Annotated in this window: 17 protein-coding genes; 6 read left to right on the top strand and 11 right to left on the bottom strand. The window is 40.1% G+C overall.

Going from position 1 to position 11,772, the window contains the following annotated elements; genetic code table 11:
- Positions 1-2 precede the first annotated feature (2 nt).
- From AC805_RS27100 to AC805_RS07815, 8 genes are all read right to left on the bottom strand, one after another.
- Entirely contained in the window at positions 3-134 is a 132-nt protein-coding gene (locus AC805_RS27100) for a hypothetical protein (protein ID WP_269433563.1), read from the bottom strand.
- Between the two features lie 445 nt (positions 135-579).
- On the bottom strand, positions 580-999 hold the full coding sequence (locus AC805_RS07835; RefSeq protein WP_156341342.1) for a hypothetical protein: 420 nt from the start codon (positions 997-999) through the stop codon (positions 580-582).
- Positions 1,000-1,262: 263 nt separating this feature from the next.
- A complete protein-coding gene (locus tag AC805_RS27095; protein ID WP_269433562.1) occupies positions 1,263-1,391 on the bottom strand; it encodes a hypothetical protein in 129 nt (42 codons plus the stop codon).
- A gap of 248 nt (positions 1,392-1,639) precedes the next feature.
- The gene (locus AC805_RS25490) at positions 1,640-1,807 is read right to left on the bottom strand and encodes a hypothetical protein (protein ID WP_156341341.1); all 168 of its coding nucleotides are present in this window, start codon (positions 1,805-1,807) and stop codon (positions 1,640-1,642) included.
- Positions 1,808-1,845: 38 nt separating this feature from the next.
- Positions 1,846-2,757, bottom strand: a complete 912-nt coding sequence (locus AC805_RS07830) for a Dam family site-specific DNA-(adenine-N6)-methyltransferase (protein ID WP_055074904.1) — start codon at positions 2,755-2,757, stop codon at positions 1,846-1,848.
- Between the two features lie 73 nt (positions 2,758-2,830).
- Positions 2,831-3,109, bottom strand: coding sequence for a DUF4031 domain-containing protein (locus AC805_RS07825; protein ID WP_072143555.1), 279 nt, complete (start codon positions 3,107-3,109; stop codon positions 2,831-2,833).
- A complete protein-coding gene (locus AC805_RS07820) occupies positions 3,096-3,680 on the bottom strand; it encodes an AAA family ATPase (RefSeq protein ID WP_055074903.1) in 585 nt (194 codons plus the stop codon). Before AC805_RS07820 ends, AC805_RS07825 begins: the two co-directional genes overlap by 14 nt.
- Before the next feature lie 287 nt (positions 3,681-3,967).
- The gene (locus AC805_RS07815; protein ID WP_156341340.1) at positions 3,968-4,297 is read right to left on the bottom strand and encodes a hypothetical protein; all 330 of its coding nucleotides are present in this window, start codon (positions 4,295-4,297) and stop codon (positions 3,968-3,970) included.
- Between the two features lie 103 nt (positions 4,298-4,400).
- Here AC805_RS07815 and AC805_RS07810 point away from each other — a divergent pair, with 103 nt between their 5' ends.
- The gene (locus AC805_RS07810) at positions 4,401-5,276 is read left to right on the top strand and encodes a hypothetical protein (protein ID WP_055074901.1); all 876 of its coding nucleotides are present in this window, start codon (positions 4,401-4,403) and stop codon (positions 5,274-5,276) included.
- On the opposite strand, the gene AC805_RS07805 is transcribed toward AC805_RS07810, so the two are convergent.
- Positions 5,273-5,590, bottom strand: coding sequence for a hypothetical protein (locus AC805_RS07805; RefSeq protein ID WP_055074900.1), 318 nt, complete (start codon positions 5,588-5,590; stop codon positions 5,273-5,275). The two genes, AC805_RS07810 and AC805_RS07805, sit on opposite strands and share 4 nt — an antisense overlap.
- Before the next feature lie 201 nt (positions 5,591-5,791).
- Between AC805_RS07805 and AC805_RS07800 the strand changes: the two genes are divergently transcribed.
- Positions 5,792-6,490, top strand: coding sequence for a hypothetical protein (locus tag AC805_RS07800; protein ID WP_055074899.1), 699 nt, complete (start codon positions 5,792-5,794; stop codon positions 6,488-6,490).
- A complete protein-coding gene (locus AC805_RS07795; protein ID WP_055074898.1) occupies positions 6,490-7,248 on the top strand; it encodes a hypothetical protein in 759 nt (252 codons plus the stop codon). The genes AC805_RS07800 and AC805_RS07795 overlap by 1 nt, the downstream gene beginning before the upstream one ends.
- A 222-nt stretch (positions 7,249-7,470) precedes the next feature.
- Here the strand turns inward: AC805_RS07795 and tnpA are convergent, their stop codons facing one another.
- Positions 7,471-7,911 (bottom strand): IS200/IS605 family transposase, encoded by a 441-nt coding sequence (tnpA, locus tag AC805_RS07790; RefSeq protein ID WP_055074897.1) that lies wholly within the window; start codon positions 7,909-7,911, stop codon positions 7,471-7,473.
- A gap of 33 nt (positions 7,912-7,944) precedes the next feature.
- Here tnpA and AC805_RS07785 point away from each other — a divergent pair, with 33 nt between their 5' ends.
- Together AC805_RS07785 and AC805_RS07775 are read left to right on the top strand one after the other, a co-directional pair.
- On the top strand, positions 7,945-9,174 hold the full coding sequence (locus AC805_RS07785; protein WP_055074896.1) for an RNA-guided endonuclease TnpB family protein: 1,230 nt from the start codon (positions 7,945-7,947) through the stop codon (positions 9,172-9,174).
- A gap of 222 nt (positions 9,175-9,396) precedes the next feature.
- Positions 9,397-10,146, top strand: a complete 750-nt coding sequence (locus AC805_RS07775) for a hypothetical protein (protein ID WP_156341339.1) — start codon at positions 9,397-9,399, stop codon at positions 10,144-10,146.
- Between the two features lie 13 nt (positions 10,147-10,159).
- Here the strand turns inward: AC805_RS07775 and AC805_RS07770 are convergent, their stop codons facing one another.
- The gene (locus tag AC805_RS07770) at positions 10,160-10,804 is read right to left on the bottom strand and encodes a hypothetical protein (RefSeq protein WP_055074893.1); all 645 of its coding nucleotides are present in this window, start codon (positions 10,802-10,804) and stop codon (positions 10,160-10,162) included.
- A 171-nt stretch (positions 10,805-10,975) separates the two neighbouring features.
- On the opposite strand from AC805_RS07770, the gene AC805_RS07765 reads away from it, so the two are divergent.
- Positions 10,976-11,772 (top strand): RNA-guided endonuclease TnpB family protein (locus tag AC805_RS07765; protein WP_055074930.1); only part of this gene is annotated, 797 nt, incomplete at its 3' end.

Below are 11,772 nucleotides of genomic sequence, written 5' to 3'. Positions count from 1 at the left end.
CGCTACACCTCATCAGAATAGTTATGGGTGTGAAATTCTCTTGGTTCAATTCCGAACTCTTGAATGAAAATAGATATTTCATCATCATCTAAAGCATCATTGAGATCTCTAGGGCAAAAATCTTTATGGGTCATTACAAATCCTGAAAATAGTTTGCACGATCGCATCCGAACAAAATCGGTGCGTAAATATAGACGATCGACAACTACATGTGGTAAAATCCAAATATTGTTCGGATATACAAGTAGTTGCGATCAAATTGACAAGTAGGCGATTTAATTGCGATTAGTTGATTTCTGAGATGGTTGGATAAAAACTCGTTGCCTGACGAGTCATCAATATTTTCAATCGCCTTTACATTAGGGGTCCAGCCTATGTTGAGGCGATTGTCATATTTAGGGGCGGATCGCGTTCGGATCTTTGATTTAATGAAGCCATATTGAACACAGGTATTTCGTTAATGTTAAGAAGTGGGGTAGAGTTGTAATGCATGGCGATTTAAGTATTCGATAACTATGGCAACGTAGCATCAGTGGTTCTAATACAATATCATCATGTTATCGATACGATCGATTAAAATTATGCAGCATTAAGAACGTTTTCAATTCGGTGAATGCGTTCGTTAATATTCGCCTTAATTTTTTTGAGGTCAAACAACTGCTCGAAAGAACCGTAGATTTTATAAAGCTGTGCAAGTTTTATAAGACCATTTGGCTTGCGATCGCCACCAAGCTCTCTCCTAAAGGAGAATGGATCAAATTCGCAAGTGAAGCAGATATCAGCAACGCTAAGACCTTTGAGGCGGCATAGTTCATCTATATTGCCATCAAGGATATCTTGTGGTGTTGCTGCCAATATTGTGCAGAGAGTTAGGTAACTGACTACATGAGGTGGAACTTCTTCGATCCACCTATTAAGAGTGGATACGTTAAAACCAGATTTCTTAGCAAAGGCATGGTTAGCCATTGAATCTTGCCAACAAGGGTTTAACGTAATCATCTAAAAATACTCAATATGTGGTATAAAGAGTATAAATTAACCTTGTTCATATTGTCAAACATTTTTGAATAATAGTTTTTTCATTGTAATTTTGGACAGAAAAGAGGCTAAAGCGATCGCGGGATCGGCATCATGATAGTATTTAGAATACGCCCGATGCTTTGCAGATAAAGCATCTTCGTTGTAACTTTAAAAAAGCTGCGGATTTTTCCTCCGCAGCTTTTTTGTTGGTCTTGTGGGTTCGGGGTTGAAGGTCAATGGGATCAAATATTTCGCCAAATACCATCGTCTTTTCTGTTTTCGCCACGCAAGTCCAAATTGCGATCGATATAAGTTTTCAAATTTTTATTCCGAATTTGAATTACGCGATCGCTAGGTAATTCCCTATGCATTTCAGCTTCTAATTTGGTTTCAAAACCTCCTTCCCATATTGGGTTAAATAAAGCTCCACGATCGACAGTAACCTACCAAAGAGGTTTATTTAACGATTGCTTAATCTCTTTTGTATTAGTTCCTTTCATGTTTATGTATCGCTAATTAAGTTCTATTTTAAAGTATGCCAGGGGCGATCGCTAATATCGATTCAATTTTTACTTCAATACAGAATCATATGTCGGGCATTCCTTGACAACTTAAGGAATTATCGATCGCCTTTTAACTTATCTGGATAGTACTTGGCGATCGCCTTTTTGGTAAATGCGGAAGTATCAGGGAAAGCACATACAGCCTTTCTGACTGGCTTTGGATCTGGCAAATTGCACGGTAAAATATCCAGAATGTTGAATTCATACTGTGATTCTTGCATCATGGCGATCGCTATCCCAACAGGTTCGACATCTTCACTAATCAGGCTACATTTTGTAGCTCCATAGCTCTCTTAAACATCAACAATTCATTGACCTTGCCGCGATCGCAGCCATCAGAACTAATAGTTCCTTTACGTTGGAGGATTACCTTTTCCCATCCTGAATAAAGCGATCGCACATAATCGGTATCGCTATTGCTGGCAAATACATGTGCGCCTCTTGCCGACATGTTTTGCAATACGTTAAAAAGATGAACTTGTCCTTCAACCCCGAACCCATTTGCGGTGTAATTATCATAAGTTTTATCGTATGGAGGATCGGCGTATACAAGATCGTTCTCTTGAACTCCACGTAAGGCGAGAGTAAAGGACTGGCAAGTTATTTCGGCATTTCTTATCAGCATTGATACCTCTGATAAATGCTGATGATTGGGGAAGCATGGTTTAAGCTGTTTGTTCCAGGAAATATTGAACTCATTCTTCCTCTTAGAAACTCGGTAAATCCCGTTGACCCCGGTTTTGTTGAGGTAGATATACTGTGCCGCGATCGTAAACTTTTGTTTATCGGTCATGCTATCAATCCACTTTGCCCCAGTGTTGATGTCACGACATTTTGCCACATTGTATTCTTTTCTTACTGATTGATAGTCTTCTATACATGCTGGCAGCTTAATATCATGGAGCGATCGTAGTAAACGTATTGGATTACGCTGGACGCAATGCCACGTATTTATTAATTCGGGCGTAATATCTGAGAGATATACTTTCCTCGGCACAGATAGTAACAGCATATTTAACGCTACTGCCCCCCCTCCGAGGAATGGCTCATAGTAATTGCTAAACGTGCCTTTACCAAACTTGGGTGGCATTAATCTAGCGATCGCATCAACGAATTGACCTTTCCCACCTACATACTTCATAAAAGGCACATTAAATTCTTTTTTATTTCTCATCGTTTTACTAATTCCCAATTGCTTTTAGTAAATTCAACAAACTAAAATCCTATATGTTACCCACGTAAGCAAACTAAGCAGTATCAGGCTCCCTGGAATGTATTTCATTCAATCTCTCCTTAACTTTTTTAATTCTTTCTTCGGTTGTTATTGCGATCGCGCCCAATTGAATAGCGATCGCTCTTTTGTTCTCAGTTATGTCGTAATGGGGAATAAGGCGATGGTTTTGAAACCATTCTTTTTTTAATCCCAGCCGACCAGCAAATTCTTGAAGTTCAGTTAGGCTATCAGATGTTAGGTGACACCATAGTTTCCCTTTCCACCTATTTATTGCAGCATCAACATAAACCATATTCATTCATCCACTCTAAGGAATGGAGGACTCTGGCATCTAGCGAAGTCTCATGTAAAGGAATCCAAAGCACCTCACCTTCAAGATGGTCGCTTACGGTTAAGCCCATCAAAATCGTGTTGAGATGGACGATATAGCCTTCATTTAAAGCTGCTTTACCCTCCCTTCCAATCAAAGGGATTCCAGGCTGTAGCAAAATTACATGTGAGAAATATTTGTTTGTAATCTCTCGGCAACGGTAAATATAATCTGTCAATTGATGCTGATCGAATAGTGTCTCGCCTTGGATAGCTGCAAGCGTATAGGCGATCATGTCCATTGGGGTGCGATCGCTTATAAAAGTATCTTTGAAACTGCCCCATAATTCTTCAGCAGCATCCAAAATTAATTCCTGAACTGTTAAACGTTCATCGAACGTCATAGCCGCATCTGGGGTAAAACCCAATTCTTGCATCACTTTACTGGTAGACGTTCTTGCGAATGGTATTCCAGTCAATTCGCTCAATTCTTGAGCTAGGGTTGTCTTACCAGTGCAATGTGCGCCACATAATCCAAGATTTTTATTAATCATTTAATTAAGTTACTAATCCTAGTTAAAATCTGCTCTTTTGCAGATACTTGATTCAGTGCGCGATCGCTAATTTCATTTTGACCAATCGACATCAAATATCGAGTTCGGCTTATATCCAACACCTCTGCTCAGTGTTATTAATTCTAACAGTTGATAAATTTTCAATTACCTTGATTTCATTCAGCTTGGCGCAAAAAGTACAGGTTACTTTGTCACCTTTTTTGTAATCAACGCTAACGGTGTGCCACCACTTGCTGCAATGTTCGCATTGCAAATGTTGGTGAGTTTCAGTCATTACTTTCATTTTTTTTTCTGCCCCGATCGCCAGCGATCGCTCTTGTAAATTCCAATTCATCAATGCGGTTTTCGAGATATTGATCGACTAATTCAGCAATTACCTCGCAAGACCTGATGACCGAGTAAATATATTGATCGGTCTTCAAACTACCTCTATATAATTCTGACCAGATACCATGTACCTTCGTACTTACCCTAAAAGTTTTTCTTTGGGATTCAGGTACTTCTTGAAGCATCTCTTGACAGATCTCCCGCCTAACTATCTGCGGTATATATTTCAATTGAAATTGCGGTATTACGGCATTTTTACTATTTTCCATGTATTATAAATTGATATAGCCGTGTACGTTTCAGCATTATATCATCATATCGATATAGTAGCAATATCGTATCAGTTGATTCGATACATTATAGATAAAAATTATGGTTGCTTCTGAAGCTTTACAAAGATCTAAGGTATTTGCAAACCCTTCGCCAGTCAAAAAAAATCCAAGTAAGAAGACTAAATTTGCATCGCAAGCTTATAGAGAAAACTTGTCGCGATGGCTTACAAGAATGCAGGATGTGGATTCGTTTAATAAAAGCGATCGCGAACTTGGCATTTATATGGCAGATTTCATCAGGTACTACGAGCAAGTAACAGGTGAAAAAACTGGCGCTAGGGAAGGGGATAAAAATGGTTATGCTAACAGATGGAGAACAGCTCCACAAAAGTCGAATTTTCAGAAGCTTGACCCAGACTCTTGGGAGCTTAAATTTATACAGTTTTGCATAACTGGCAATATATATTCCGATCTTGATGTAACTGAGTATCTCGAAAGTGGGGATGAATCCCTATTACCTAAAAATGCTTGGAAACACAAAAAAATCCCTCTCTATCATGAAAGCCGATCTTCAATAGATTTTTTAATTAATCGCATAGAAATATTAGAGCAAAGAGTTAAGTCTCTGGAGCAAGAATCTGCAACTTTAAAAGAGTTACTTAAAATGCAAGCAGCACAGAAAAATATATCTATATCTTTTTCGGCTCTTCTTGAAAAGTGGGTTAAGGAAGAAGCTATAAAATCTCAGATGCCTTTAGACATCGTAATAACCGATCTGAGTAATCGGTTAGGGTCTGGAAGTAACGTCTTTGAACTAAAAGATGTCATTTATGGAACTTATCCAATTGTATTCAATCGATTCAAGCATTATGTACTTTGGATCGGTGCGCTAGGTATCCTCACCGATGAAAACGGCAAACCCTACACAGGGAAGGAGCTTCTAGAACTTCCCCCCGGCGTATCTTTTACAAGTTAGTTAATATAAATTTTTGTAGCAGGTATTGAACTGTGATAAAAAATATGGATTTCTATGATTCCCATTTTGTTAAATAAAGCAGCCCCATTTTGAATGAGGCGATCGCAAATAATGCTTGCGATCGCCTCATAGTCACATTTAATCTCAATAATTGAGTTTTCGATTATTGAGATTTTTGTTTTTCTCGACCTCGCGTAGAAAATTTGCCATTCTTCCTCGATGGGAATTTCAGGTAATTTAGGAATTTCTGGGGAAATGATATCAATAATTTTTTCAATATTTTCTACCAGGAGAGGGATTATCGGTTTAGGCATGATTAAATATTTTGACTTTAACTTTGCAACTTATAGATTAATTTCGTTACTACAAAAACTTACAAAAAATTAATTAAAACCCTATTGATAGTTTATATTGTTTTTAGAGAAAGCCTATAAATATCGCCTATTTAGTGGTTATCTCAGGAGAAAACCATTAGCAGATGAAAACTGTTAGTACTCTCCTATTGGTTTTTTCTAATGCCCTTCGTCCCAGATTCTTCTACCCAATCTGTATCTTCAGTTGCCTATATTAAACAATCTATTGTTTCAACCAGTACTGAGCTAGATATAGTTGCGGGTTACAACAGCAACTATATTGGCTCATCTAAAAGGTCTGAGATTGATTACAATCTTTCCCTTGACCCTACCGCGATCGCCAAAAAGTCAACTTTTACTCTTTCACTCGGAAGTGTTACTGCTGGGGACACGGTAGAGATCGACTTCACTGATGGTTCGGCATCTCCGAAACTAAAGAAATATGTTTACACGATTCAAGCGGGTGACACCGAGGCAGAAATTGCGCTAGGGCTAGCTGCATTTGCTGCAACAAATCCGTTCATTGCCGTTTCTGCCAATGTAACTACCAGTCCTGCACTAATTACTGTCAAAAGCGCTATTCCTGGGCAGGACTATAACTTAGCTGTATCCAAAACTGGAACTTCAGTTACTTTAAGCGCAATCACTACTGTAAATGCTGCTGTAGGGAGTCCTGCAATCGGCAAAATCTTTAGCATTACTGTGGACATTACTGTTTCAACCGATGGCTACATTCAGTTCCAGCCAACCTTTAATAGCTTCGATGGATCGGCTTCTCCCGCCCTTCTTTCTAGCATTCCTTTGGCTCCTACCAAGCATCAACAATCTTTGCAAGCACTGCAAGCTGCTCACGGATTCTAATGTTGGATATCACCAACTATTTGATATATCAGGCATGGTTGGAATTGCATCCATGCCGATCTGTCGATGCTATCCCCAAGCTCGGCGCGATCGCTATGGCAGAGTCGGAAGTTTTTCGCGACCCTTGTAGCGATCGCTTGTTTTTTGCAAAGCATCATAGCGAGAAATCTATTCCAGTAAATATGCCTACTATCTCAATGTCTTTTGCATCAGGAAGTAGTGCGGAAATCCAGGCGATCGCCAGTGGTACTGATTATGATGTTTTCAAAGAATTCAAACAGCGTTATTTGTTCACTGGCAACGTAAATCAGAATGGCTTTGGTACGCTAGAGCCTTCGCAAAGAGCTACGGCTAAATATGCCATCCTACTCAACCAAGATGCTGTGATTGAGTGCGAGGGATATCAACTAAACATATCCGATTCCCTAGCAAATACACAGAGCATCATCCTTAAGCCTGATGGAATGTTTTCAGTCATGCCGTCATTGTTTGGTAAAAAGATAAAAGCCTACTTGCAGGTCGTTCTACTGGAAACAGTAATTATCAATAAAAATAAGCCTTTACCCAGAATCAACCTAAATACTGTACTTAAATCAAAGGAAGCTGATCGATTCTTTTTTGCGACGATTCAAAATTGTTTTCCTGTCCTAGAGCAATTCGATCCTGATGCATCAACGATATGCTTGAGGTTGGCTTTTGATGCGATCGCAGTAAATCTAGAACCCTTGAGTGATCCTATAGATTTTGTTGCTGTATAAAGGTTTTAGGCTGAAAAATATTAAAAAACAGCATATCGTGGTCATATCAAATTTTAAAAGGCGATACTAAGATAAATGGGTTCGGGGTTGAGGGGCGATCGCTTAAATGTAAGGAAAAGGGAGGGATTTGAACCCCCGGAAACTTTGGCTTTTTAGCTACCAAGCGAAAGCCCCGCACTCAATCCGTTTACAAGGATGAGTGACGGGATGAAAGCGCGTCCGTCAAGGGGTTGGATGCCCCGTAGACGGACTATCTTCTGGAGTATCTTGCTGTTCAATATACTTTTTGAGTAAGGAAATCGTGACTCCACCACAAGAAGCGATGAAATACGACTCATTCCACAAAACACTTTTCCAGTAATATTTTTTCACCTCATCAGCAAATTCTTCCCTAATTTTGCGACTAGAAACAGATTTTAAATTACCAACAAATTTCGGCAATTCCATCTGGGGTAAATATTGAAACAGGAGATGGATATGCTCCTCTTCACCATTAAATTCAATTACCTTACATCCCCATTTTTCACATAGATCGCTCAATATTTCAGACAGCCTATTTATCATCTGCCCAGTAAATACTTTACGCCTATACTTAGTGGTCAAAACTAGATGAGCTTTGAGATCTGAGACGCATCTTCCACTAGAAACAAAATCATCTTTCATATCACCGTACCCACTTTATGCTACACTGATATTATGATAACAGCCTATAAGTATAAATTACGTCCCAACAAAGCCCAATCTCATCAATTTGATGAGTGGCTTAACTTGTTGCGTATGCAGTACAACTATAGGCTTGCAGAGAGATTTAACTGGTATGAGTCTACGCGTAGTCCAATTAATTCCTGCTCTCTCATATCATGTAGCATTGCTCCGATAGTTCAACAGCCCGATTATTACTGGCAAAAGAAAGATTTACTCAATACCAAAAAGCTGTTTCCTGAGTACAAACAGATTCATTCTCAAGTGCTTCAAGATTGCATTGCTAGGGTTAAGAAAACTTTTGATCGATATATCAGCGCTAACAAAGCGGGAAAACGGTCTGGTAAGCCAAGATTTAAGGGTCGATGCCGATACCACAGTTTTACCTATACGCAGATGCCACAAGACTGCATCAAAGGGAATCGGATCACTTTATCCAAGATTGGTGATGTCAAAATAATTTTGCATCGTCCTATGCCTGATGGTTTCAAAATCAAAACTGCTCAGATCGTCAAGAATGCTGATGGCTGGTATGTGGTACTGACATTACAAGATGTCACAGTCCCCACAATTACCCCTGATATCAATCTTGATAATGCTGTCGGTATTGATATGGGACTCAAGGATTTCTTTATTACCAGTGATGGTGAAACTATACCTATCCCTCGGTTTGCTAGAAAAGCCGAACGGGATAAGAAACTGCGGAATAAAGCTGTTTCTCGTAAAAAGAAAGGCAGTAATCACAGACTTAAAGCGGTTAAACGCCTTGCTAAACATCACCAAAAAATAGCAAGGCAACGCAAAGATTTTCATTATAAATCTGCAAAACAATTACTCGATAAGTACGATGTGATTGGTTTTGAAGATTTGAATGTTAAAGGTTTGGCAAGAACTAGGATGGCAAAATCAATCCTAGATGCTGGTTGGAGTGAATTTCTGGATATTCTGGTTTGCAAGGCTGAAAGTGCTGGCAAATTGGCTATAGCCGTGAATCCAAATGGCACTACCCAAAATTGTTCTAATTGCGGTACTCACATCCCTAAGACCATCGCAGACAGATGGCATAGTTGCCATGTTTGCGGATTGGAACTAGATCGAGATGTGAATGCCGCAATTAATGTCAAGAACTTGGCTGTCGGGCGGACAGTCAATAAAGCTCAGCGTGTTTCCGATGCAATAGCAGGATTAGCTGAGAAGCCCACCCTATACTCGTCCGCGAGTTAGGGATGGGAGTCGTCACTAGATTCTAGAATGCTAAAAAGTTAATAGATTCGCTACTTGTGCTAAGTAGTGCAATCAGCCACTCTGCCACCTTCTCAAAATGCGATCGCCTTTCCGACTGCCTCAACCATTGCTTTCCTCTATCTTGTCTCAGCAAACAACAGTTAATGCGTAATGCGATCACTTTATCAAGATACCATAATAATATCAATTTGAGATTCACCAGTGCCACAAATACCTCCTCAGCGTATTGCCTATGAAGATGGCTCATGGGAATTCTTGCATGAGCCATCATTCTTCGATCGCAAATACTTAGAACCTGAAATGGATGAGTTGTATGGCGCGATCGCGGGCTTCATGCACAAAGAACCTATTAAGTTTCAATATCCTCCAGATCAACTTCTCAAGGCAGACTGGACAGTTCACGATTTCCTTTACACTAAAGCGCGATCGCATTTAGAGAGAATCGCAATATTCTTTAGGAAAACCCAAGATGCTCGGCTGGATGTTGACTCCATGACTGTTGTAAGTCGTCATCACTTCTTTTTCTACACCCAGCCAGTTATGGTATTAGGCGACGACACCCTAAGAACTGGCTTGTCCGAACTTCAAGTATTGATGGGATTAAACCATCCATCCAAGCCAAGTCGCAGGATAAATACTAAGAAAGAAGGTAGCGATCGCCCAATGACATCGGGGAATATGCGGGCGAGAATTATTGCCGCTGCATTGCTTAGTAAGGTTCCTACCGAAATTATGGAACGGGTTGGTATGGCTGAATTGCTCGATGTCATTACCGAAGTGGGCAATCTAATGCGAGATCCCAAAGAAAATAAAAATAAAGATGTCGTTATTCAGCCTAATCGTGCGATCGCAGTTGATAAAGACTTTGATTCTGAACTATGGGAACTAAATAAAGGTTGGATTATGAAGGCGATCGCGGAGAAAGGAATTATAATTCCTGATGGATTCTAGTATCGTTTAGTTTCTAATTAAATAAAGAATGCTGAATAGTTCCACGACCTTGACAATATTCAAAATATTGTTCCAACTGCATGAAGATCGGTTTGCCATGATTGGATCGAAACCAGCCTGTGCCGTCGATGGATGAGATCCCTAGCTCGTGACAACGGAAAACAAAGTCGAGATTGTTGACCCTGCCCACATGTACGCGATCGCTATATGCTTCCGCGAAATCTTGTAACCTTGGCTTCTTGAAAGAGTCAGTGCCACCGACAAAGATAAAATTAGCTTCATCAGGCACATCTTCTACCTCGCATCCATCCTGCACAACGAAAGCATATTTGAGGGCTGGCTTCATTGCGATCGCCTTTGGGTAGAAGTGATGCCACATTTCCAATGTGCGATCGTGATTCCCAACTGAATCTGGGATAACGACAAATTCTGGAGGTTTGATTCCGAGCTTTACTTTGTCTAAATGACAAAAGAAAGCTTCCTCGTCAAAATCTTGATTATTCGCGAAATATTTGTAAGCACCGTTGTCCAAGAAATAAGGCATCCACATTCTTGGATTGAATTGGGGTGGACTGAAACACTGACCGACTAGACTAGGATACTTCCCAGCCCAATAATGTACGATGCCTCCATCTTGGGAGCCTAGATATATTCTCATTTATTATTGAATAAAGGAAAGCGCGATCGCGCTTTCCTTTATATGAGTAAATTACTTGGACTTTTTGGATTTAATTGCAGATTCATCAAAAAATTGGGTAGAAACCCCGTCCTTCTAGGACGGCTTTGTATTGATCGACTGCAATCACAGAATAAATGCTATAATGTGAATGTGACTCAAAAAGCATTCAAGTACCGATTCTATCCAACTCTTGAGCAAGAAACCTTGCTTCGGAGAACAATGGGTTGCGCTCGATTAATCTATAACCGTGCCTTAGCCGCAAGGACAGAAGCATGGTATGAACGCCAAGAGCGAGTCGGATACGTTGAAACTTCCGCAATGCTAACCAGTTGGAAGAAGCAAGAGGACTTGCAATTTCTTAACGAAGTTAGCTGTGTGCCATTACAACAAGGTTTGAGACATCTGCAATCCGCATTTACTAATTTCTTCGCAGGAAGGGCAAAGTACCCTAACTTCAAGAAAAAACATCACGGTGGTAACGCTGAGTTTACCAAGTCTGCTTTCAAATGGAAAGATGGCAAAGTGTTTTTGGCAAAATGCTCTCAACCTTTGGATATCCGTTGGAGTCGTCAACCCCCCGAAGGAGCAGAGCCATCAACCATTACGGTGAAGCTCTCGCCCTCTGGACGGTGGACAGTTTCAATGTTGGTAGATGTTGTAATTGCACCATTGCCTGAATCTCAAGAGTCAATTGGTTTGGATCTGGGTATTACTAGCCTGATGGCTTTGAGTAATGGCGAAAAGATTGCTAATCCTAAAACCTTCAAGGCTAAACGTCGTAAATTGCGTAAAGCTCAGAAAGCGCTTAGCAGGAAGAAAAAAGGCTCTAACAATCGTCACAAAGCAAGATTGAAAGTCGCTAAAGTTCATGCAGAAATTAGCGATGCTCGTCATGATTTTCTTCACAAATTGACAACTCGACTGGTTCGTGAAAACCAAGTGATTGC

Source organism: Pseudanabaena sp. 'Roaring Creek' (assembly GCF_001402795.1).
GTDB lineage: Bacteria > Cyanobacteriota > Cyanobacteriia > Pseudanabaenales > Pseudanabaenaceae > Pseudanabaena.
The sequence above is the reverse complement of the archived record's forward strand: the minus strand, read 5'-3'. Positions and strand labels throughout refer to the sequence as shown.

Excerpts from the sequence above, each read along its gene's own strand:
- AC805_RS07810 (WP_055074901.1), top strand. The coding sequence starts at position 4,401 with ATGGTTGCTTCTGAAGCTTTACAAAGATCTAAGGTATTTGCAAACCCT.
- AC805_RS27100 (WP_269433563.1), bottom strand. The coding sequence starts at position 134 with ATGACCCATAAAGATTTTTGCCCTAGAGATCTCAATGATGCTTTAGAT.
- AC805_RS07770 (WP_055074893.1), bottom strand. The coding sequence starts at position 10,804 with ATGAGAATATATCTAGGCTCCCAAGATGGAGGCATCGTACATTATTGG.
- AC805_RS07835 (WP_156341342.1), bottom strand. The coding sequence starts at position 999 with ATGATTACGTTAAACCCTTGTTGGCAAGATTCAATGGCTAACCATGCC.
- AC805_RS07825 (WP_072143555.1), bottom strand. The coding sequence starts at position 3,109 with ATGGTTTATGTTGATGCTGCAATAAATAGGTGGAAAGGGAAACTATGG.
- AC805_RS27095 (WP_269433562.1), bottom strand. The coding sequence starts at position 1,391 with ATGCATAGGGAATTACCTAGCGATCGCGTAATTCAAATTCGGAATAAA.
- tnpA (WP_055074897.1), bottom strand. The coding sequence starts at position 7,911 with ATGAAAGATGATTTTGTTTCTAGTGGAAGATGCGTCTCAGATCTCAAA.
- AC805_RS25490 (WP_156341341.1), bottom strand. The coding sequence starts at position 1,807 with ATGATGCAAGAATCACAGTATGAATTCAACATTCTGGATATTTTACCG.
- AC805_RS07800 (WP_055074899.1), top strand. The coding sequence starts at position 5,792 with ATGCCCTTCGTCCCAGATTCTTCTACCCAATCTGTATCTTCAGTTGCC.
- AC805_RS07785 (WP_055074896.1), top strand. The coding sequence starts at position 7,945 with ATGATAACAGCCTATAAGTATAAATTACGTCCCAACAAAGCCCAATCT.
- AC805_RS07815 (WP_156341340.1), bottom strand. The coding sequence starts at position 4,297 with ATGGAAAATAGTAAAAATGCCGTAATACCGCAATTTCAATTGAAATAT.
- AC805_RS07805 (WP_055074900.1), bottom strand. The coding sequence starts at position 5,590 with ATGCCTAAACCGATAATCCCTCTCCTGGTAGAAAATATTGAAAAAATT.
- AC805_RS07795 (WP_055074898.1), top strand. The coding sequence starts at position 6,490 with ATGTTGGATATCACCAACTATTTGATATATCAGGCATGGTTGGAATTG.
- AC805_RS07820 (WP_055074903.1), bottom strand. The coding sequence starts at position 3,680 with ATGATTAATAAAAATCTTGGATTATGTGGCGCACATTGCACTGGTAAG.
- AC805_RS07830 (WP_055074904.1), bottom strand. The coding sequence starts at position 2,757 with ATGAGAAATAAAAAAGAATTTAATGTGCCTTTTATGAAGTATGTAGGT.